The organism is Dorea sp. 210702-DFI.3.17 (genome assembly GCF_020560825.1).
Classification (GTDB): domain Bacteria; phylum Bacillota; class Clostridia; order Lachnospirales; family Lachnospiraceae; genus Dorea; species Dorea formicigenerans.
In genome coordinates this window covers 52,901-74,161 of record NZ_JAJCNB010000008.1, presented here as the reverse complement: position 1 = coordinate 74,161, position 21,261 = coordinate 52,901, and the positions used below count along the sequence as shown (strand labels likewise).

Genomic DNA, 21,261 nt, shown 5'->3' with positions numbered 1-21,261 from the left:
TATACTTTCTTTTCCTATATGTTTTATATGATATATGCCTTTTTCTATATTGTCAACTAATTTTTCACGACGTTGGTATTCCGGTACACGGACAACAATATTCCCATATAAAAGTAAGTAATCATCATGGTCATATTTCCATGAGATAAAAATGGCATATAATTTCCGCTAATCGGATAAAGTCCTGCATTTACTCCAATATAGAACAGTGACTGTAAAATCAAAAATAATACACAGCCGATACTGATCATATATCCCAGGCGATTCTTCTGTTTTACCGCCATTCGAAGCAATAGTGCCATAAATACCACAAATACTACAACCAGAAAGACTCCTTTTACATTTCCAAAATAATGGAACAGGTATGTCCAGATATAATCATTTCTTGCATAATTGTAAAGCGTGACAGCTTCTACTTCTGCGGCACCATTATATGGATCCGTTACTTCTATTTTTCCGGAAGATTGCGACTCATGCCATTTACTTGAGTTTTGATCTTTTGCAGTATTTGCTACGTCTGCAACCGCACCTCTTGTATAATCCCAGTGTTCTCCGGTAATTAAAGCTTCCAGTCGATGTACCTGATAATCTGTAACGAAACGTCCATTACCCCAAAATGTTATTCCGGACATCAGTATCAGGCAGATTCCAATCACACCCCACATTCTAATCAAAAATTTCTTTTTATTTTCTCCAAACCAGCCCTTACAGACCGCCACATGCAGTAAGACCAGCCCTGTAATTCCGGTAACAACTGCAGATGACATAAACGGTATCATCAAATCGGTAAGTACTGATATTCCAAGACACACGGTACTAATGATCAGTCCTTTCGTTCCTTTTCTGCGGAAATGATAAATTGTCCCTGCGTAAAAGGGAATGACCAGATAGGACAATAACATCTGAACTACACTTCTGCCATTGACCATCGGTCCAATCCACATTGTTTCATCAAAAAAGATCTTACTAACTATAGAAAAGACTGCCGGTATCTGCATGACTGCCCAAATTGGAAATGACCACTTTACTAATACAGAATAATCCAGATAACAGATTCCCAACATGACCGCTATTCCTATTAACATTGCACTCCAAATTCCGCCATATAAAAAGTTATCTTTGAAAGCTTCCAGTGTACTCATATTCATTGTTGGAAAAGACGAAGTAACTACCGCCTGTAGGATCAGTCCCATAATACTAATAATTAAAATCGCCATCAGAACTGTCCATTCCATCTTCGGGCGGTGCACCCGGTCAAGCTTCACGCCTGCCTCCACTGGATCTCCCATCTCCACTACAGCCATCGACTCGGCTTCTTCTTCACCTAATCCATGAGCCATGAAATCCTGTTTCTGGTCTTCAATATGTGCTTCTACTTCCTCCGCAACCATGGTTCGCGCACGCTTTGTACGAATCTGTTCCGTCAAAGATTTCAAATATTCCTGTCTATCCAAAGCATACACCTCCCAGAACATTTCTCACTGCTCCGGCGTATTCTTTCCATTCTTTTTCTTTTGCACGGAGTTGCTTCTTTCCTTCTCTTGTTATGGAATAATACTTTCTTGTCTTTCCACCCGCTTCCTGCTCGTAAGACTTTACAAACTCCTTTTCCTCCAGTCCATGAAGGAGCGGATATAATGTTCCTGCTTTTAACTCAAATACATTCTCTGACTTCTCCCTCAAAGTCTCAATCATCTCATAACCATACATGTCTTTCTCTTCCAGAAGCTTAAGAATCAACATCATCGTGCTTCCGGACACCAGGCTTTTATCTACTGCCATTTTATACCTCCCCTTTCTTTTTTCAATTCAGAATCTTTTTAATCAGTTCTGATTTTTGCATTCATATCTACCCTGCCGACACATCTTATCCGATATAACTGATATAAATTGACTTTCATCATTAAAACAATGTTTTATATCGACAATCGATATATCGGTTATCTACATAGTATATCGGCAATCGATATATGTCAAGCATTTTCTGTAGATATATGCGAGATATGTGCAAGATATATGCAAAGAAGCAGCCGTTTTCACGACTGCTCCTGAACTTCCATATGCGTCTGATGCCTAAATCAGGAAATCTTATTCAATGACGATTTCAAACTCGTCCCCAACTTCCTTTGATGTTGGTTTCTTTCCCTGACTCTTTGCATATTTTTCAACATTTTCTTTCTGTACCGGCTCACTTACCAATACTTTAATTGGACCTTTTTCATTCTTCAGAGCCTCTGCTGTCAGCATGATCGGCTCTGGGCAGGAAAGTCCTCTTGCATCTACTTCTACCATATCTATATACTCCTTTCAGACATTATTTTCAGCTATTCTGTTGTAATTATTTCATCTGAATTTCTTTCTGTTCTTATTTCTTAGCTGTCTCTCTCTTGCATGTAAATGCTATGATGAACAGAACTACGATGCAAAGAATACATGCAACTTTTCCGTTAGTTGGAACTGCTCCGGCTACAACAGCTTTTGTCTCCGGGTTAAGTGCTGTTCCACTTGCTGCAAGTCCGAAGTTGTGGCAGATTGCTGCTCCTACAAACATTCCGATTACAGTGACTCCTGAATCAGAAGATCCCTGTCCTGCAAGGATTAACTGACGAAGCGGGCATCCACCTGCAAGAACTGCTGCAAATCCAACTGTATACATACCAAGGATATTCCACAAGTGTTCAGAATGTGCAATAACTCCTGGTGTGTTAAATCCTACTACAAATTTTCCTGTTGCAATATTGAAGATCAGCATTACAACGAAAAGTCCGCCAATAACAGATAATAAATCAAAGTTCTTCATAATAATGACATCACGGATTCCACCTGCAAAGCACATTCTTGATTTCTGAGCCATAGCTCCGAAGATCAGGCCTCCTACAAGAGACATAATGATTGGTGCGTGTAAACTTCCCGGACCAGCCGCACTTACTTTCAAAAGTGATGTGCATGTTGCAAGGATCAAAATTCCAACAACGATGACCGGAAGTACTGCTCCACTTGCTTTTGTTGTTGCCTGTGCTCTTCCAAGGCTGAATCCCTGTTTCAGAGCAAATACACCAGTTGCTACTCCAAGAATAAATCCGATAAGTGCTACCCATGCATTTAAATCACCGGCTGACATACGAAGTACCATACGAAGTGGGCATCCCAGGAATACGAGTGCTCCGATCATAATGATCACACCAAGTACAAAACGAATCATCGGTGAAGATCCACCTGTAGAGCGGAATTCTTTTGTCACAATTGAAATAATAAATGCGCCAAGAACCAGACCGATAATCTCTGGTCTTGCATACATTACTGCTTCAGCCTGATGCATCCCCATTGCACCAGCTGTATCACGGATAAAGCATGCGATACAGAATGCCATATTTGCCGGGTTACCAAAATATGCAAGACATGCTGCTACAAGTCCGCATATCACACCTGCCAACGCAAGTGTTTTCTTTGAGCCTGTTAAATTCATATTTTTTCCTCCTCCAATAACATAACTCTCGTCTTTAGATTACAACTTCTATTTTAGTTTCTTTTTTTCGACATGTCCAATTGATAAATACATTAAATCCCTTATATTTATTGTTAATGTTTATACATATTGCATATCATATTAATAGGATTAGTGCTTATATTTTTTCTGTATTTTCTTTATTTTTCTTGTATTTACTATTTTCTTCCTGTTTCTTCATTTATACAGCTCTCTGTTTTTATACATTTACAATGCATATTTTGCATATTAAAAAGATTTTTCCATTTTTTTCTTGCATATTTATGAATTTAGGTGTATAGTATGATTTGCGATTGCAAATAAGATATTTTCTTATTAAAATAGAAAGTAAATGATACATTAGGAGGATTTCGAAAATGAAAGAAAAAGTCGTATTAGCATATTCAGGCGGACTGGACACAACTGCTGTTATTCCGTGGTTAAAAGAGACATTTGGCTATGATGTAATCTGCTGCTGCATTAACTGTGGACAGGGCGAGGAGTTAGATGGTCTGGAAGAAAGAGCAAAGATGGCTGGTGCTTCCAAATTATACATCGAGGATATCATTGATGATTTCTGCGACAACTACATCATGCCTTGTGTAAAGGCTCATGCAGTATATGAGAATAAATATTTACTCGGAACAGCTATGGCTCGTCCGGCAATTGCTAAGAAATTAGTTGAAATTGCAAGAAAAGAAGGTGCTGTAGCAATCTGCCACGGTGCTACTGGTAAAGGAAATGACCAGATTCGTTTCGAGCTTGGTATCACAGCACTTGCTCCAGACATCAAGATCATTGCTCCTTGGAGAATGACAGATCTCTGGAAGATGGAATCCCGTGAGGATGAGATTGCTTACTGTAAAGCACATGGTATCGACCTTCCATTTGATGCCAGCCACAGCTACAGCCGTGACCGTAACTTATGGCACATCAGCCATGAAGGTCTTGAGCTTGAGGATCCTTCCTGCGAGCCAAACTATGAGCATCTGCTCGTACTTGGTGTTACACCAGAAAAAGCTCCAGATGCAGGTGAATATGTAACCATGACATTTGAAAAAGGTGTACCAACAAGTATAAACGGACAGCAGATGAAGGTATCTGAGATTATCATGAAGCTTAATGAGCTCGGTGCTAAGCACGGAATCGGTATCTGCGACATCGTAGAGAACCGTGTTGTAGGTATGAAATCCCGTGGTGTATATGAGACACCTGGCGGAACAATCCTTTACGAGGCACATCAGCAGTTAGAGGAGTTAGTTCTTGACCGTGCTACGACAGAAGTTAAGAAAGATATGGGAAATAAACTTTCTCAGGTTGTTTATGAAGGAAAATGGTTTACACCACTTCGCGAGGCAATCCAGGCATTTGTTGAGTCAACTCAGGAGTACGTAACAGGAGAAGTGAAATTCAAACTTTACAAAGGTAACATCATCAAAGCCGGAACAACTTCACCGTACTCACTTTACAATGAGTCTCTTGCAAGCTTCACAACTGGTGACCTTTATGACCACCACGACGCTGACGGATTTATCAATCTGTTCGGACTGCCGCTTAAGGTTCGCGCTATGAAGCTTCAGGAAGTAAAGAGCAATAAGAAATAATTCTTGAAACCATAATTAAAATAATCATAAAAAATAGTGTGTAGATTATCTTTGCAATGACCTACACACTATTTTTATTTAAGAATGCTTTTTCTATCTTCGGAATATCTTCGCTACGCCTGTCACTGCTGCCCCAATTACTACATACACATCTGCCAGGTTCGCGGTGAGTCTTCGAAATCTGCTGTTTTTCCACTGGATTCCGATATAATCAATGACTTTTCCACGAATCAGTCTGTCATAGGTATTACTGATTGCACCGGCTGTCAAAAATACCATGCCGAATTTTCTGAGCCATTTCCCTTTTTTGAGAAAGAGCCATGCATCATAAATTGCAAGCCCGGCACACAAGATACCAGATGTCTTTCTCACTAGCTCCGGCTTCTTATCCAGTGTATTAAAACAGAAGCCTTTATTATAAACCTTCCGAAGCACAACTTTGTCCAGAATTGTCTCACGTTCTTCCTCTTCTTCAAAATTCTCCTCGATGTACTGCTTAATGCCCATGTCCACGCACACCAGCACAACAAGAAGTCCTCCTGCTGCCATCAATAACATCTGCTATACCTCCTGAATTTTTCGTATCTCCTCCTGGCACTGTGCTGCTTCTTCCTCTCTTTTTTCAATTGATTCGCACAGAGAAATATATTCCAGATCTGCTACTTCTGAAATTTTCTTTCCTAACTGCTCAAAAAAGTCTGCCATATTGTACCTCTCCCATCTGTTATAATCTTCTCAATCTGTCCAGCGATTGATACAGGTCCATCGTTCCATAGCCCCACTGTCGGTTCGGGAATTCTGAAAATGTTTTCTGCTGTGCTCCTAATATGATAATATTTGCCACCTGACTTGTGGTAACTCCTGCCGGAATCGGCTGATTCAAAATCCATTCCATGATCATCGCACAGGCTCCGGCTGTGATTCCCGTTGCCACACTGGAACCGCTTCGCCTTACAAATGTTCCATTTACCCCTGCTCCCAAAACCTGGACTCCTGGAACTGCAAAATCAGGTTTTATTCTCTTGTCTCTAGTATAACCTCTGCCAGAATTAATATCAACACTCTTATCTGCTCCCCTGTAATAAGCAACCGTGATCGGATCATCGGTATTCGCAGGCTCTGTCAATGTCACGTCCGGACTTGCCTCCAGAAAATATACATTTCCATCAAGAAATTCCCGCACCGGAAGCCAGATGTGAAACTCTCCATCTGCACGCCCCAGCGACTGTACTCCTATCTTCCAGATACCCTGTGCCGGATGATCGAATTTTAGGAACAAAAGCTGGGATCTTCCGTTCCGCAAAAACAACCGGTATTCCACATCCACAACCGTCTGCTCAAATGGAAATGTAAGCTGATAGCGATTCCCCTGCCGAATGGAAATCACCGGACTTCTCTCCCCAGACGGAGATATAAGATACGCTGTCACAATATTGGGAATGGTCCCCCATAATTCTGCTACAAATCCCGTATTTCCACTTTCGACACGCATTTCCACTTCCTGAACCTCTCCTACCTGATTCAGTTTTCCCTGAAAATGATGTCGTTCATTTGCCTCATTTCCTCCTCCGATAACCACACATCGATCTACCAGTCTGGAATAGCTTCCGAGAATCCGCGACAGACTGGACATTCCATTATGTCCGCCAAGGTTCGTTCCAAGAGCCACACACATAACAAGGGGCATCTGTTTTTTCAGTGCCAGAAGATGCAGATACCGAAGTCCCTGCGCAATATCTGTCTCCTGATAACACACTGCCTTCTGTCGTATTCCATAAAATTTCCGCAGATAATCTTTCGCTTCTTTTAACTTCACTACTGCAATTTCAGCCTCTGATGCCGCCCCGGTAAAACCTTCCTGGATATTTTCTCCACCTGCTGCCACACTTGCTAAAAATGTACCGTGTCCATTTTCATCGCTTACTGGCACAACTTCCTTTGGATTGTCACTTTTCAATGCCTGATTAATCTGATTATTCGTATACTCACTTCCATATGTAAATGTATCCGGTGGCTGACCGTTCTGGTCAGTCTGATCCCATATCGCCGTAATTCGACTGCTTCCATCTATGTTTCGAAAGATTTCATTTTCATAGTCTATTCCTGTATCCAAAAATCCAATCATAATTCCTTTTCCCCGAAGATTAAGACCCGGGTAATTCTGAAGCACACTGATTCCTGTCTCATTCATAGCTTCCATATCCAACAGTGCATAGCAATTTGGAATACTGTTGTAACCATAAGCCGCAATGCTTAGTTCTTCCCCTAGACTTTGATCCACATATGCTACACGATAGCCAAAGCCAAGGCTCTGCACACAAATCTGGCTCTTGGGATAGACCAGTTCCTGATCTGACCGGTAATTCGGAATAATAAAATCCCGAAAATCCTGAGAGAGGATTTTTTCACGGCATGAAGTATCTCCTGTCTCTTCCTCCTTCTGCTGTGTTGCTCTCACTCTCTCCTTCAAAACATTGCTTTTTGTATTTTTTCGTGTCTTTAGCAATGTATTTATTTCTCCATAACTATCATTCATAAAAAAGAAAACACCTCGTATACTTTTCATATGTATATGAGATGTTTTCTTATTTTATTATTGGGCATTATCTTCTATATTTTTATAACTGCCTTACTATCTATGCCTGACTTTCTAATCTCGGTACTTCCTGCCCTCTCAGTGTAATAATCGGACCACCAGTATTTTCTATGTACTCCTGTGTGATCGTCACTTGACCGATGCTGTCATCTTTCGGGATTTCATACATGATATCCAGCATAAATTCTTCGATAATCGCACGAAGGGCTCTCGCTCCAGTATCCTTCTCCATCGCCTTTTTCGCAATTGCACGTAATGCACCTTCTGTGAAATCGAGCTTCACTTCATCCAGTGCAAGAAGTTTCTGATACTGCTTCAGAATTGCATTCTTTGGCTCCTCCAGAATCTTCACATACATATCTTCTGTGAGTCCCTGTAATGTAAAGACTACCGGAAGTCGTCCCAGGAACTCCGGGATCATACCAAAGTTTCTAAGATCTTCTGTTGTTACCTTCTCAAGAATCTTCTTATCATGATCATATTTATCTTTCAGATCTGCGCCAAATCCAATTGCAGACTGCTTTGTAAGTCTCTCTTTGATGATGCCGTCCAGATCCGGAAATGCTCCTCCACAGATAAATAAAATGTTCTTTGTATTGACTGTTGTGAGCGGAACCATCGCATTTTTACTGTTAGCTCCAACCGGAACTTCCACTTCGCTTCCCTCTAAAAGCTTCAGCATTCCCTGCTGTACGGACTCTCCACTAACATCACGCTGACTCGCATTTTTCTTTTTTGCAATCTTATCAATCTCATCAATAAAAATGATTCCCTGTTCTGCTTTTTCCACATCGTTATCCGCTGCTGCCAGAAGCTTGGATACGACGCTTTCGATATCATCTCCAATATAACCTGCTTCCGTCAGAGATGTAGCATCTGTAATCGCAAGCGGCACATCCAGAATTCTTGCCAGCGTCTTGACAAGATAGGTCTTACCGGAACCTGTAGGTCCAATCATCAGCATGTTAGATTTCTCAATCTCAATGTCGTCCATGGAATCTGTTGCCACACGCTTGTAATGGTTGTATACAGCAACAGACATCACTTTCTTGGCATATTCCTGTCCGACTACATACTCGTCCAGGCTCGCCTTGATCTTATGCGGTGCCGGAAGGTTATGAATGTCAACGAGCGGCGTTGCCTTCTCGCCTTCTTTTTTCTTCTTCACGCGCTGCTGCTTTGGAATCTGCTGGCTCATATCATCAATATTTAAGAACTGAACTCCCGGCATATTCATAAGCTGGCTATAATCAATCGCACCACCGAAGTTCATATTATTCATAGCATCAAAACTCTTTTGCATACAGTCATTGCACACACACATATTGTTCGGAAGATTGATCATCTTTCCAGCCACACTCTCTGGTCTGTGGCAGACAAAGCAGACTTTCTCATATTCATCATCGTTATGATTGTCATTGCTATTATTATCGTTGTTATCAATTGTATCTACATAATCCTGTTCAGACATGGTTCTTTCCCTTCTTTCCTACTTTTGTTCCTCTACCATCTTAATGAACTGCTCCTCCGAAATAATCGGAACTCCCAGTTCCTTTGCTTTTTTATTCTTTGATGAAGTCGATGTCACATCATTATTGATTAGGTAATTTGTTTTGGAAGTGACAGATCCCGTAACTTTTCCTCCCAGGCTCTCAATCAGTTCCTTGACCTCTCCTCTGTTTGCAAAATGTTCCACACTCCCGGTAATAACAAAGTTCACTCCGGCAAAGATCTGTTGACTCTCTGATTCTTCTTCCTTTGGAATCTCAAGCTCTTTAAGCAGCCGCTTCAAGCTTTCTACATGCTTATCATCCTGAAAATAAGTTACAAATGCACCGGCAAGTACTTCGCCTACTCCTTGAATCTCTGCAAGTTCTTCTGCAGTAGCATGGATCATACGATCCACGTCACCGGAAAACTCTCTGCAGATGACCTTCGCATTTGCAAGCCCAATTCCCGGAATTCCAAGTGCATAGATAACTTTCGGAAGTGTCGTCACTTTTGCTTTCTCCACATTTGCGATCAGGTTCTTGTAGGATTTTTCTCCAAAACCTTCCATCGTCTGAATCTCTTCCTGCCATTTATCCAAATGAAAAATGTCTGTGAATTCCTTTATAAATCCACGGTCAATAAACTTCTCCAGCGTTGCCTCTGACAAACCTTCAATATTCAAAGCATCACGGCTCGCAAAGAGTGCAAATGCTTTGACATGCTTTGCCTGACATTCCGGATTGGTACAATACAGTGCTTTTGCATTGCTGACCTGGCGAATCTCTGTCTTGCCGCCACAGACCGGACAGACTTTTGGAATATCTTTCACACCACTTCTTGTCAGATTCTGTGCAATCTGCGGAATGATCATATTCGCCTTATAAACTTCAATTTCATCCCCCACACCAAGTTCCAATTCTTCCATAATACTGATGTTATGGACACTAGCACGGCTCACTGTCGTTCCCTCCAGCTCCACCGGTTCAAAGATAGCGACCGGATTGATGAGTCCTGTTCTAGATGGACTCCACTCAATCTCCAGAAGCTTTGTCTGGCGGATCTCATCAGCCCATTTAAATGCAAATGAATCTCGTGGAAACTTAGACGTCCGCCCTAGTGATCTTCCATACGCTATATCATCATATACTAACACAAGTCCGTCGGACGGGAAATCGTTCTCGGCAATTTTTTCTGAAAATTTAATAACTTCCGCCTCTACTGTGTCTCTTATTACTTCGTGGTATTCTACTACTTCAAACCCCTGCTCTTTCAGCCATTCCATCTGACAGGCTCTGGAATTGTGGAAATCCACATCTTTTGCACTGACCAGTGTAAATGCATAGAATTTTACATTTCTTTTTGCTGTAATCTCACTGTTCAGCTGGCGTACAGAACCACTGCAGAGATTACGCGGATTTTTATATTTTGCTTCTGCTTCCTGGATCTGTTCATTAATCTTCTCAAAATCTTTATAGCCGATCACTGCTTCGCCGCGCAGTATCAGCTCACCTTGATAGCTGATCTGAAGCGGTACATTTTTAAAGACTTTTGCATTGTTTGTGATGACCTCACCTACTTCTCCATTTCCACGGGTGACTGCCTTAAAAAGATGTCCGCCCCGGTAAGTCAGAACAATGGTAAGTCCGTCCATTTTCCAGGACATCAGTGCCTTCTGATCTCCCACAAAATTCTTTAATTCCTCTACATCTTTCGTCTTGTCCAAAGAAAGCATTGGGCTTTCATGCCGTTCTTTTGGGAGTTCACTGACCACTTCATATCCAACTCGCACCGTCGGACTATTGGAAAGTGTGATCCCAAGCTCACGCTCCAGTTCCTGAAGTTCATCATAAAGCTTGTCGTACTCATAGTTGCTCATGATTTCTTCTGCGTCTTGATAATATGCTTTTGATGCTTTATTCAAAAGCTCCACCAGTTCCTTCATGCGTTCCTGCCTGTTCATATAGCTTCTTTAACTCCTGTCCTTCTATTTTTCGCACTGCTCCACTCTTTAAGCTTCCCAGTTCTACATTCATAATTCTTATTCTTACAAGCTTTGTCACTTTATATCCAAGTGCTTCGCACATTCTCCGGATCTGACGGTTCAGCCCCTGTGTCAGAATAATGGAAAATGTGTACTTTCCAATTTGCTTTACCTCACACGGTCTTGTTACCGCATCCAGATTCTTTTCCACGTCCTGTATATGCACACCCTCTGACATCTGCCGCACAAATTCTGAAGTGATTTCTTTATCCACGCGGACACGATATTCCTTTTCATGATGATATCTCGCCCGCATCATACTGTTGATCAGTTCTCCGTCATTTGTCATAATAAGAAGGCCTTCCGAATCTTTATCCAGTCTTCCTGCATAGGTCACCCGCACCGGATAATGCAGGAAACGTATGATATTATTTTTCACTTTCATATCCCCGGTACACACGATACCTGCCGGTTTGTTGACTGCCAGAACAACCTTCTGTTCTGCACCCTGGATCACTTTTTTCCCGACACAAATTTTCTGCTCCTCTGACACTTTCATGCCCGGTACAGCCCGTACGCCATCCACCGTCACACGTCCCGCCTCTATGAGACGGTCTGCCTCTCTTCTGGAGCAGATACCTGCCTCACTGAGGTATTTATTTAATCTTATCATTTACTAACACTCCAATTACTTTGCAGTTCCTATTCTGACTTATCCGTTGTCAAAATACTACTCAGCTTGTCATCCTGTACAAAATTATTGCAATCGTACAAAAACAGCACACTTGTAATTTTATTCTTATCTAACAGATCCGACACATGCTTCTGATAATAATCTGCATCTACCACGATGATCTCCCTGTAATATGGAATTAAAAATGGAATCATACAGTCTGCAAAGGAATCCTTCACCAGAAGCAGCCGGTCCGTGCTGTCTGCTGTCGTGCGGATATCTATTTTATCATAATCTCCACCGAGAAATACTTCATACGCATCAGGTTCGTCCAGTTTTGTACGGTCATAAAGCTCTGCTGTCTTTATGCCCTCAGACTCATAGCTTGCCACCATCTGCGTGTTATCAGAAGCATTTTCCGTTAAATATGCGTAAATCGGTTCACGGTATCCGCTTTCAAATCCACTTGTTCGGGAAAGATTTCCACTGAAATCACCGGTCACTACATAAGGTTTTAAATCCGGTGCTTTCGAAGTGTCAAGCCCCAGATCTGAAGCAATCTGCTGCCATACAAGACTAGCTCCAAGCGTTGTCCAGCGGGAATCTGTGTGGTAATAAATTTCCTTATCTTTATTCGCATTTAGAACACCTTGTGCATCAATCCAGTTCACACTGTCTCCAAGCATGCTCTGAATCTGTGCAATCTGCACTGTCTGATCTTCCACCGGAGCATAAGAAGGAAGCTTATCTGCCCATACATTTGCAGCGTCCGGAATCAGTGCCATATACATCGGCACATCGGAATAATCCTCGGCAAGCGCTGTAATCGCGTCCACATTTTCCTGAACCTTCTTTTCATCCAGCTTGTTAATATCCGCCAGAAGATACTGGTTCTTTCCTCGGTACACACCGTTCACGTCCCGTCTTCCAAGAACTGTATCCAGTTTCGCCTGGGTATCTTTCACCGTCTCTTTGAAAAATGTCCTTCCTGCTCCTGTCACATTCACAAGACACAGGATCATGATCACGGCTGCGAATACAAATACTGCACTTCTGCCTCTCTCCAGACGTTTTTTATTCTTTTCTTTTTTATCTTTCTTTCCAAATACCAGAATCTTCTTCCAGATAAGATTCGGAAGTGGTGTGCTTGCAAGAAATGCCACTACAAGAACGAACACATTTCCAAGGAAAAGATATCTTCCCATGATACCAACCACATCGCCTCCGCCAAATCCAAACATCACTTTCAGATAACCAAATGACGCTGCCGGTGTTTTACCAAAGAAAAATACCCAGCCAAGTGCTGTAAAAAAACATGTATAAATCTGTCCAAGCACAGGTGGTAATCTCTTTAAAAATGGCAGTGCATAACGCTCCACGATCTGCCAGAATGCAAGGTAGATACCCCAGAGCAATCCACCTGTGACCGTTACCTGCCACGGTGCATTCTTCCACATACCTGCATACCAAAGTCCCATCAGAATTCCGGATACAAGTGTTCCAAGCCAGCCGCCCCAGAGTGGTTCACAGATGTAATCCCAGAACCATGCAAAAACAGAGCTGTTAAAACGGCGTACAAATGTTGTTATGTTACGTGCTACATATGGATAGCGGAAATTTTTCTTCACATCAAATCCAAGCATTCTGCAAAGTCCCACTGCCATATCACAGTATCCACTGAACGCAAAGTAAATCTGGAACATGAAGATTGCACATCCCAGCCATGCACCAAACACAGACAACTCGCCTGCCTTCAAAGACATGATCTTGGTGAATGAATCTGCCAGGTAATCTGCAATGATAACTTTCTTTGCAAAACCACATACAAATAAAGCAATTCCTTCGCCAGCCTTTGCCCAGGACAATTTGCGAGTCTTTAATTCCTTTCGGATCTGCGGATATTTTACGACCGGTCCTGCCAGGAACAACGGAAACATTGCTATGTAAACAGAAAAATCCAGAATACTTTTCTGAGCCTTTACATTTCCCCGGTGAATCTCAATCAGATAAGAAAGTACCTGTAAGATGCAGATTCCTATTCCGACCGGCACTTCCGAAATAAAGCCCACGCGTTGTCCGATAAATGCAAAGAACACATATACTATCATATTGATCAGTATGCTTCCAGCAAATAACTGCTCCGTACTCCTTCTTCTTCGCATGTAGCCTTCCATCTGAATTCCCACAGCATAATTAAACAATATAAAAAACGCCAGAACGACCAGATTGACCGGGGCTCCCCATGCAAAAAAAACTGCTCCCCCTGCAACCAGGGCAATGTCTTTTATCTTTCCCGGAAGCAGATAATACAATATGAAAATAACTGGTAAAAATACACATATAAATGCGATACTATTGAATAACATAATTTCTAAACGCCGCCTCCAGAATTTTATTAATACAAGCCTCATAATAGGCTTTTGTCATTGTACTTCCGTCCTCCCCATAATAAGAAGCGTCCGTAAGATCTGTTGTGTCTACATATTTCACTTTTTCTTCCTTACAAAGAGCCTTCAAAGCTTCATTGTATGAAGTTACATCCAGCGCGGTACTCATCTTGGACGAACTACTATCATCTGATGATGTATCACTATCACTATTGCTCTTAGAATCTGTGCTGCTCTTAGAATCTGTATTGCTCTTAGAATCTGTACTGCTCTTAAAATCCGAGTTGTCAGTTGTATCTTTAGCATCTGAATCTGAATCAGTATCTGAATCGGCTGAACCTGTCGCATCACCTGTACTTGTCAGTGACAGGTATGCCGGGATACTGCATACATAAACTTTCGTATCCGGCAATGCTGCTTTCACCTGCTCAACAAAGCTTTTGTAATTCGCTGCAAATGCATCCGCTGTCTCTCCACTGACTGCTACATCTCCTCTTCCGATACAGAGGATAAGCTTCTGTGGTGCAGTCTCTGCTTCTGTTACGGCTGTCAAAAGCTCATTTAATCCGGAACCTTCCGCATCGCTGACCGTTGCTCCATCCTTTGACTTCACCTGCGACTTACTCAAGATGTCATTCTGTCTGAAGCCAAGTGCAGTACTGTCGCCAAGCACAATGCAGCCATCCATCTTTTCTTTTGCAGACTTTGCTTTCCACGCTGCCGCCTCATCTGCTTCTGTCTGCTCTAATTCCTGAATCTTGGCATCAATCTTCTGAACATTGGCATCTTCCAGTTCTGTCAGTTTCTTTACTCCTTCTGTCGCATCCACTCGCGGATTCATCATTCGTGTTCCAATAATCAGCGCACCGATCAAAAACAAGAGGATTACCGCAACAATCGCAAAACGAAGCACTTTATCCGGCTCCATTTTTTCCTTCATTTTTTCTTTATTCTTTTCAAACATTTTCATTCTCCAATAAACAAATAAACTATGTACATCTTTAAAAAGACATACATAGTTTATTTTACTTTGTATAAGAATAAAAGTCAAATTTTATAACTGTTTTATCAGATTCACCATCTCAATTGCTGATAACGCACAATCATAACCTTTATTGCCAGCTTTACTTCCGGCACGTGCAATTGCCTGTTCAATATTTTCTGTTGTAATGATTCCAAATAAAACAGGAATACCTGTTGCAAGCTCGATCTGTGCAATTCCTTTTGCTGATTCGTTACACACCAGATCATAATGAGATGTATCTCCACGAATAACTGCACCTACACAGATGACTGCATCGTACTTTCCTGACTGCGCCATTTTCTGCGCTGTGATTGGTATTTCAAATGCTCCCGGCACCCATGCTGCTGTAATATTTTCTTCTTCTACACCATGTCTCACAAGTCCGTCAACAGCTCCGCCTAATAACTTATTGACAATAATTTCATTAAATCTGGCTGCTACGATTCCAACTTTCATTCCCTCTGGTGCTACTACTTTTCCTTCAATTACCTGAATCTGTTTCATGTTCTTCTTCCTCCTGCATTCTTTTTTATAATTGTATTTCTTTGAAAATGTGTCCCATTTTTTCCTGTTTTGTTTTCATATAATTCAGATCATATTTTTGTGGCTGGATCTCTAATGGTACTCTTTCCTTAATTTCCAGTCCGAAATCCTGAAGCCCATAGACTTTATCCGGGTTATTGGTAAGAAGTCTTAAGGATTTCACGCCCAGGTCTGATAAAATCTGAGCTCCGACCCAGTACTCTCTGAGATCTGGGGCAAATCCCAGTTGAACATTCGCCTCGACTGTATCATATCCACGTTCCTGAAGTTCATATGCTTTGATCTTATTGATCAGTCCGATTCCTCTTCCCTCCTGTCTCATGTAGAGAATGATTCCTCTTCCCTCTTCCTCCACCTGGCGCATTGCCGTCTGAAGCTGCAATCCGCAGTCACAGCGAAGAGAACCAAAAGCATCTCCGGTCAGGCATTCTGAATGGACTCTGCAAAGTACATTTTCTCCCTCCCCGATTTCTCCTTTTACCAAAGCAAGATGATGCTCTCCTGTAATGTCATTCACATATCCATGAATCTTAAATTCTCCATACTGTGTTGGAAGATCTGCCACCGCCTCTTCTTTTACATGCTTTTCATGAATTCTTAAATAATCCTGCAAATCTTTGATTGTGATAAACGTAAGATGATACTTACGAGCCAGCTCCCAGAGTTCTGATGTACGCATCATCGTTCCGTCTTCTTTCATGATTTCACAACATACACCACATTCTTTCAGTCCCGCCAGTCTTACAAGATCTGTCGTTGCCTCTGTGTGACCGTTACGCACAAGTACACCGCCTTTTTTTGCCACCAACGGGAATACATGGCCCGGTCTTCTGAAATCTTCTGGTCTTGATGTATCATCCACACATTTCATCATCGTATATGCACGTTCTGCTGCCGATATACCGGTTGTTGTATCTACGTGATCAATCGATACCGTAAATGCTGTTTCATGATTATCGGTATTTTCTGAAACCATCTGTGGAAAATTAAGCTTTGCTGCCAGTTCTGCGCTCATCGGCGTACAGATCAGTCCCTTTGCATGCGTTGCCATAAAATTAATATTTTCCTGGGTTGCAAACTGAGCAGCACAGATCATGTCTCCTTCATTTTCTCTGTCCGGGTCATCTGTAACAAGAATGATTTTTCCATCTTGTAAATCCCGGATTGCCTCTTCTACTGTATTATATTGATACTTTTGTTCCATCTGTTCTTCCTCCGTTATTCTTTTTCTGTTGCTGTATATTTAAAATCCAAATTCTTCCAGAAACTCCATTGTAATTCCTGTCTTTTTCTCATGTTCCAATTTGGACTCTTCTTTTTTTCCAATCCCCATTAATTTTTCTACATATTTTCCGATTATGTCATTTTCCAGATTCACAAGATCTCCGGATGCTTTTTTCAGAAGTATCGTCTCTTCCCCTGTATGTGGAATGACTGATACCTGAAACCCTTCATCGTCTACCTTCGCAACCGTCAGGCTGATTCCATCGATGCAGACAGACCCCTTTTCCACGATCAGATCTAATATCCGCTGTGAAGTTTTAATGGATACCCAGACTGCATTTTCCTCTTGGATCATTGACCTGATAACTCCTGTTCCGTCAATATGGCCGCTCACAATATGGCCTCCGAATCTTCCATCCGCTGCCATTGCCCGTTCAAGATTTACATAACTTCCAATCTTACAATTTCCAAGACTGCTCCTTCTGATCGTCTCTGCCATGATATCTGCCGTAAATCCGTCAGGCTGCAGGGAAGTGACTGTCAGACATACTCCATTTACCGCAATACTGTCTCCGATCTTCGTACCTTCCAGTACTTTTGCTGCCTTCACCCCCAATACCCCTGAATTCCCATTCAACTGAATATAACGGACTTTTCCCAGTTCTTCTACAATTCCTGTAAACATAATTCCTCCTGTTCTTTTCTTAAGACCTGACAGGTAATTTTTAGGTCTTCTCCAATCTGGCAGATATCCTTGAACTTTAGTACCGCTGCCTGAGACGGAAGCTCTATCCCAATTCCATCCACCGGAGTCCGGCTTCCTGCTCCGCCAAAGATTTTTGGTGCAATAAATGCCTGCACCTCCTGGACAACTCCGGCCTGTAGTGCACTGTCATTTAAAGTTCCTCCACCTTCCAGTAAAATACTGTCGATATTTTCTTTTCCCAGATACTCCATCAAATGCTTCAGATTAACATGTTTTTTCATATCCGGACAAAATACGGTTTCCACTCCCATTGTCTGCAAAATTTCTTTTTTCTTCTCTACATTCTCCAGATCTGCATAGGCTACAATCGTCCGGTACTCCCTCGCACTTTTTACGATCTGGCTGTCCAGTGGAATTCTTAACTTACTGTCACAGATAATCCTGACCGGACTTTTAAGCCCTTCTACCCGGACATTCAGCATTGGATCATCAGCAAGTACCGTTCCTATCCCGACCATGATTCCCATATACCGATGACGCATATACTGTACTTCTCTGCGTGCGGCTTCTTGGGTGATCCATTTTGAAGCTCCTGTCTTTGTTGCAATTTTTCCATCCAACGTCATTGCATACTTCATAACTACATACGGTGTTTTGGTCGTTATATAATGAAAAAATATTGGATTTAATTCATCACATTTGTCTCTCATAAAATCTTCCACAACCGCTACACCGGCATCTCTTAATATCTTCGCTCCCTTTCCTGCCACTTTCGGATTTGGGTCTCTGGATCCAATCACTACTTTTTTTATCTTCTGCTCTAAAATTGCTTCCGTACACGGCGGCGTCTTTCCATAATGACAACATGGTTCCAATGTAACGTACAGCGTTGCCCCTTCGGCTGATTCAGTGAGAGAAGCAATTGCATTTCGTTCCGCATGCAACTCTCCGCATCTGGCATGATAGCCTTCGCCGATAATACGTCCATCCTTTACGATGACCGCTCCAACCATCGGATTAGGATTCGTCCATCCTTCTCCTTTTTTTGCAAGTTCTATTGCACGTTTCATATAATCCTGGTCTATCACATACATTCCTTCTTTCTTTTTATCTTAGAACAAAACCCCTGCAGATGATCTACAGGGGTTTTGTTCACTGGTACTTTAATCACAACTTCATGTCCAATTATCTATGAAAATAAAGAAACTCTGAAATGGTCTACCATCTCAGAGCCTCGATACCGCATTCATAACTAAAACTATATGTACCGTCTTCTTCTCTCATCCAGACTATACTGTCGGCTTCGGAATCTCACCGAATCATGCCTCTCGGCTCGCGGGCTTTACCGCCGGTAGGGAATCTCACCCTGCCCTGAAGATTTCTATCTTTTTTTGTATAATAATACTTTATTGCTTATTTGTAAAGAATTTTTTGACTTTTGAGAATTATTTCGCAAAAATCCATAAATTTCGCTTTATTTTTCACTGTATAATTTGTTGAAACACTTTTTCTTCTTCCAAAAATAATACGGTATTACGAATAGAAGTGTTCCTCCCCATGCGATCGGATAACTGATCAGCAAAATTTCCACCTTATGATAAATCGGAGTCAAAATCATAACCCACGGGAGCCGTATTAAAAACAATCCTCCAAATGTAAATATCGTAGGCCACAGTACATCTCCGACTCCGCGAAGTCCACCGTCCAGGTTTTCAAGCAGAATGCTGAGCAGATAACTCGGCACCAGGAACCGGAGCATATACACACCTATGTCGATCACCTTCGGATCCGTTGTGAACATATGATACATAGGCTCACAAAATGCATACAATGTAAAGATGATCGCACCCGTAAATACATAAGAAATACCAATGTTTACCCGGATACTCTTATATACCCGGTCCCACTTACCTGCTCCATAATTCTGTCCGACAAATGTTGTGACCGCAGCTCCCAGTGCACTGGATACTGTCCAGAAAATCAAATCTAATTTCCCATAAGCCGCCCATCCTGCTGCCGTATCCGTTCCAAAGCTGTTGATCGATGCCTGAATGACTACATTGGTCACTCCGTAAGCACATGCCTGCAGAGCTCCCGGTATACCGATTTTCAACTCTCTTTTTAGAACACATGCTTCCATGCGAAGTTCTCTGAATTGTAGTTTCATAGAATCATAGTCTTTTGTCAAAGACCAGGTCACAAAAAATGCGCTGACACACTGGGAAAATACGGTTGCCAGTGCTGCTCCTGCAATTCCCATTTTTAATATAACTACCATGAATATATCCAGACCTATATTCAGTACGCAACAGACCACCAGATAAAGAAGCGGTCTTTTGGAATCTCCGACTGCTCTCATGATCGCCGCTCCCATATTATAGACCAGCGTAAATAAGATTCCCATAAAATAAATGCGTAAATATGTGGTTGATGATGCCATCATATCCTGTGGAGTGTTCATGATCTTAAGCAGCCATGGTGTCAGCACTGCTCCCACTACAGATATTACGAGACTGACCACAATGGAAAATAAATATGCAGTATGAAGTCCTGTATGCAGTCTTCCTTTGTCTTTCGCTCCGTAATACTGCGCAATGACAACTGCCGCTCCATTTGCCAGTCCATTAAAAAATGTAACAACAATCGTTGATAAAACAGCCGCTGGACCGCCTACGCTGGCTAATGCTGCCTTCCCCACAAAGCGTCCGACGATAATCGTATCCACGGTTGTATATAATTGCTGGATTAAAGTTCCCAGCATGATCGGGAAGAAAAATATCAGAAGCTGCTTCCAGATAATCCCCTCCGTGATCGTATTTTCTTCTATTGTCTTTTTCCCCAAGTTTTTTTCCTCTCTTACCTCTTTATTTCTGTATATCTTTTGCAAATCTGCGCTTATTTTCAGTCAGCACATATCCGCAAACTGTATTATGCCTTCCCCAAGGCTATGTCACATAGAAATAATTATACTCGATTTAAAATTTATTGAAAAGCTTTTTAAAAAATTAGAATTATAATGCTACAAAAATTATGCTATAATATCTCTAATAATTATCCAGAGAGGTTTTCACTATGATCGTTCTTAATCTGAAAGCAAAGGTCTGTATGTCCCACCTGCTTTTAAAACCAACATTTGATACATTCTCCTTGATCGAGGGGGAAGTAACTACCTTTAACCGCTTCCAGGTAGATGGAAGAATCCATAAAGACTTTTTTGATGAAACTTTCGAAAAGGAGTATTCCACCTGGGGAGAAGTTCGCGATTTTTTCTTCCAGGTAATCCGTGGAAAGAAAACTCCGTTAAATTTCAAATTCATATTATCTCTAGCAAAAGATCAGTTTGAATCCTTTCTCACTGAGCATGATCTGACCTACCGCCCGGAGGAAATCCAGGGACTATATCTTAATTTCCGCTATGACGGACTGGCACTTCAATGCATCACCGGGACTTCCATGAATACATTTACCATGGATAAAAGCGTAGAAAAAGCCTGGGACGAATATGTCCAGAAATTCTTTGCCAGTCAAGAGCTTGATTTTTAAAAACC

19 protein-coding genes and 1 riboswitch are annotated in these 21,261 nt (G+C 41.7%); of the genes, 2 read left to right on the top strand and 17 right to left on the bottom strand.

From position 1 onward, the window contains the following. Positions 1–56: 56 nt before the first annotated feature. The 4 genes from LI149_RS06645 to yedE form a co-directional block, all read right to left on the bottom strand. The gene (locus LI149_RS06645; protein ID WP_227143110.1) at positions 57–1,463 is read right to left on the bottom strand and encodes a permease prefix domain 1-containing protein; all 1,407 of its coding nucleotides are present in this window, start codon (positions 1,461–1,463) and stop codon (positions 57–59) included. Then, positions 1,447–1,782, bottom strand: a complete 336-nt coding sequence (locus LI149_RS06640; protein ID WP_005330690.1) for a PadR family transcriptional regulator — start codon at positions 1,780–1,782, stop codon at positions 1,447–1,449. The genes LI149_RS06645 and LI149_RS06640 overlap by 17 nt, the downstream gene beginning before the upstream one ends. 306 nt (positions 1,783–2,088) lie before the next feature. Continuing rightward, a complete protein-coding gene (locus LI149_RS06635; protein WP_005330688.1) occupies positions 2,089–2,292 on the bottom strand; it encodes a sulfurtransferase TusA family protein in 204 nt (67 codons plus the stop codon). A 73-nt stretch (positions 2,293–2,365) separates the two neighbouring features. Further along, positions 2,366–3,466 (bottom strand): YedE family putative selenium transporter, encoded by a 1,101-nt coding sequence (gene yedE, locus LI149_RS06630; RefSeq protein ID WP_173786229.1) that lies wholly within the window; start codon positions 3,464–3,466, stop codon positions 2,366–2,368. 395 nt (positions 3,467–3,861) lie between these two features. On the opposite strand from yedE, the gene LI149_RS06625 reads away from it, so the two are divergent. Beyond that, a complete protein-coding gene (locus LI149_RS06625; RefSeq protein ID WP_005330680.1) occupies positions 3,862–5,088 on the top strand; it encodes an argininosuccinate synthase in 1,227 nt (408 codons plus the stop codon). A gap of 93 nt (positions 5,089–5,181) precedes the next feature. Here the strand turns inward: LI149_RS06625 and LI149_RS06620 are convergent, their stop codons facing one another. The 13 genes from LI149_RS06620 to LI149_RS06560 all read right to left on the bottom strand — a co-directional run bounded on the left by LI149_RS06620 (position 5,182) and on the right by LI149_RS06560 (position 20,555). Continuing rightward, positions 5,182–5,646: a signal peptidase II gene (locus LI149_RS06620; protein WP_040015242.1), complete on the bottom strand. Its 465-nt coding sequence runs from the start codon at positions 5,644–5,646 to the stop codon at positions 5,182–5,184. Positions 5,647–5,649: 3 nt separating this feature from the next. Continuing rightward, positions 5,650–5,793, bottom strand: coding sequence for a hypothetical protein (locus LI149_RS06615; protein WP_181975448.1), 144 nt, complete (start codon positions 5,791–5,793; stop codon positions 5,650–5,652). 19 nt (positions 5,794–5,812) lie between these two features. Next, complete coding sequence (locus LI149_RS06610; protein WP_227143108.1) at positions 5,813–7,624, bottom strand: S8 family peptidase; 1,812 nt, start codon at positions 7,622–7,624, stop codon at positions 5,813–5,815. 100 nt (positions 7,625–7,724) lie between these two features. Then, positions 7,725–9,155 carry an ATP-dependent Clp protease ATP-binding subunit ClpX gene (gene clpX / locus LI149_RS06605; RefSeq protein WP_117650193.1) on the bottom strand — a complete coding sequence of 477 codons (1,431 nt, stop codon included), beginning with the start codon at positions 9,153–9,155 and terminating at the stop codon, positions 7,725–7,727. Positions 9,156–9,173: 18 nt separating this feature from the next. Then, positions 9,174–11,135 carry an NAD-dependent DNA ligase LigA gene (gene ligA, locus LI149_RS06600; protein WP_227078843.1) on the bottom strand — a complete coding sequence of 654 codons (1,962 nt, stop codon included), beginning with the start codon at positions 11,133–11,135 and terminating at the stop codon, positions 9,174–9,176. Beyond that, positions 11,089–11,829 carry a pseudouridine synthase gene (locus LI149_RS06595; RefSeq protein WP_173786226.1) on the bottom strand — a complete coding sequence of 247 codons (741 nt, stop codon included), beginning with the start codon at positions 11,827–11,829 and terminating at the stop codon, positions 11,089–11,091. The genes ligA and LI149_RS06595 overlap by 47 nt, the downstream gene beginning before the upstream one ends. Positions 11,830–11,858: 29 nt before the next feature. Beyond that, positions 11,859–14,195 carry a DHHW family protein gene (locus tag LI149_RS06590; RefSeq protein ID WP_227143107.1) on the bottom strand — a complete coding sequence of 779 codons (2,337 nt, stop codon included), beginning with the start codon at positions 14,193–14,195 and terminating at the stop codon, positions 11,859–11,861. Continuing rightward, positions 14,182–15,180: a hypothetical protein gene (locus tag LI149_RS06585; RefSeq protein ID WP_227143106.1), complete on the bottom strand. Its 999-nt coding sequence runs from the start codon at positions 15,178–15,180 to the stop codon at positions 14,182–14,184. Before LI149_RS06585 ends, LI149_RS06590 begins: the two co-directional genes overlap by 14 nt. Positions 15,181–15,270: 90 nt before the next feature. Next, positions 15,271–15,744 carry a 6,7-dimethyl-8-ribityllumazine synthase gene (gene ribE, locus LI149_RS06580; RefSeq protein ID WP_005330655.1) on the bottom strand — a complete coding sequence of 158 codons (474 nt, stop codon included), beginning with the start codon at positions 15,742–15,744 and terminating at the stop codon, positions 15,271–15,273. Positions 15,745–15,769: 25 nt separating this feature from the next. Further along, complete coding sequence (locus LI149_RS06575) at positions 15,770–16,987, bottom strand: bifunctional 3,4-dihydroxy-2-butanone-4-phosphate synthase/GTP cyclohydrolase II (RefSeq protein ID WP_105309431.1); 1,218 nt, start codon at positions 16,985–16,987, stop codon at positions 15,770–15,772. 39 nt (positions 16,988–17,026) lie between these two features. Beyond that, a complete protein-coding gene (gene ribE / locus LI149_RS06570; RefSeq protein WP_227078845.1) occupies positions 17,027–17,692 on the bottom strand; it encodes a riboflavin synthase in 666 nt (221 codons plus the stop codon). Then, positions 17,674–18,801: a bifunctional diaminohydroxyphosphoribosylaminopyrimidine deaminase/5-amino-6-(5-phosphoribosylamino)uracil reductase RibD gene (gene ribD / locus LI149_RS06565; protein ID WP_227078862.1), complete on the bottom strand. Its 1,128-nt coding sequence runs from the start codon at positions 18,799–18,801 to the stop codon at positions 17,674–17,676. Before ribD ends, ribE (LI149_RS06570) begins: the two co-directional genes overlap by 19 nt. Before the next feature lie 180 nt (positions 18,802–18,981). Continuing rightward, a riboswitch (FMN riboswitch) is annotated at positions 18,982–19,096 on the bottom strand. A gap of 91 nt (positions 19,097–19,187) precedes the next feature. Beyond that, a complete protein-coding gene (locus tag LI149_RS06560; RefSeq protein WP_173786222.1) occupies positions 19,188–20,555 on the bottom strand; it encodes an MATE family efflux transporter in 1,368 nt (455 codons plus the stop codon). Between the two features lie 230 nt (positions 20,556–20,785). On the opposite strand from LI149_RS06560, the gene LI149_RS06555 reads away from it, so the two are divergent. Beyond that, on the top strand, positions 20,786–21,256 hold the full coding sequence (locus LI149_RS06555; protein ID WP_168933450.1) for a DUF5721 family protein: 471 nt from the start codon (positions 20,786–20,788) through the stop codon (positions 21,254–21,256). The last annotated feature ends 5 nt before the right edge of the window (positions 21,257–21,261 follow it).

What these genes read in the sequence shown, in the direction of transcription:
- LI149_RS06640 (WP_005330690.1), bottom strand. Translation starts at nt 1,782, where the DNA reads ATGGCAGTAGATAAAAGCCTGGTGTCCGGAAGCACGATGATGTTGATT.
- LI149_RS06635 (WP_005330688.1), bottom strand. Translation starts at nt 2,292, where the DNA reads ATGGTAGAAGTAGATGCAAGAGGACTTTCCTGCCCAGAGCCGATCATG.
- yedE (WP_173786229.1), bottom strand. Translation starts at nt 3,466, where the DNA reads ATGAATTTAACAGGCTCAAAGAAAACACTTGCGTTGGCAGGTGTGATA.
- LI149_RS06625 (WP_005330680.1), top strand. Translation starts at nt 3,862, where the DNA reads ATGAAAGAAAAAGTCGTATTAGCATATTCAGGCGGACTGGACACAACT.
- LI149_RS06620 (WP_040015242.1), bottom strand. Translation starts at nt 5,646, where the DNA reads ATGTTATTGATGGCAGCAGGAGGACTTCTTGTTGTGCTGGTGTGCGTG.
- LI149_RS06615 (WP_181975448.1), bottom strand. Translation starts at nt 5,793, where the DNA reads ATGGCAGACTTTTTTGAGCAGTTAGGAAAGAAAATTTCAGAAGTAGCA.
- LI149_RS06610 (WP_227143108.1), bottom strand. Translation starts at nt 7,624, where the DNA reads ATGAATGATAGTTATGGAGAAATAAATACATTGCTAAAGACACGAAAA.
- clpX (WP_117650193.1), bottom strand. Translation starts at nt 9,155, where the DNA reads ATGTCTGAACAGGATTATGTAGATACAATTGATAACAACGATAATAAT.
- ligA (WP_227078843.1), bottom strand. Translation starts at nt 11,135, where the DNA reads ATGAACAGGCAGGAACGCATGAAGGAACTGGTGGAGCTTTTGAATAAA.
- LI149_RS06595 (WP_173786226.1), bottom strand. Translation starts at nt 11,829, where the DNA reads ATGATAAGATTAAATAAATACCTCAGTGAGGCAGGTATCTGCTCCAGA.
- LI149_RS06590 (WP_227143107.1), bottom strand. Translation starts at nt 14,195, where the DNA reads ATGTTATTCAATAGTATCGCATTTATATGTGTATTTTTACCAGTTATT.
- LI149_RS06585 (WP_227143106.1), bottom strand. Translation starts at nt 15,180, where the DNA reads ATGTTTGAAAAGAATAAAGAAAAAATGAAGGAAAAAATGGAGCCGGAT.
- ribE (WP_005330655.1), bottom strand. Translation starts at nt 15,744, where the DNA reads ATGAAACAGATTCAGGTAATTGAAGGAAAAGTAGTAGCACCAGAGGGA.
- LI149_RS06575 (WP_105309431.1), bottom strand. Translation starts at nt 16,987, where the DNA reads ATGGAACAAAAGTATCAATATAATACAGTAGAAGAGGCAATCCGGGAT.
- ribE (WP_227078845.1), bottom strand. Translation starts at nt 17,692, where the DNA reads ATGTTTACAGGAATTGTAGAAGAACTGGGAAAAGTCCGTTATATTCAG.
- LI149_RS06555 (WP_168933450.1), top strand. Translation starts at nt 20,786, where the DNA reads ATGATCGTTCTTAATCTGAAAGCAAAGGTCTGTATGTCCCACCTGCTT.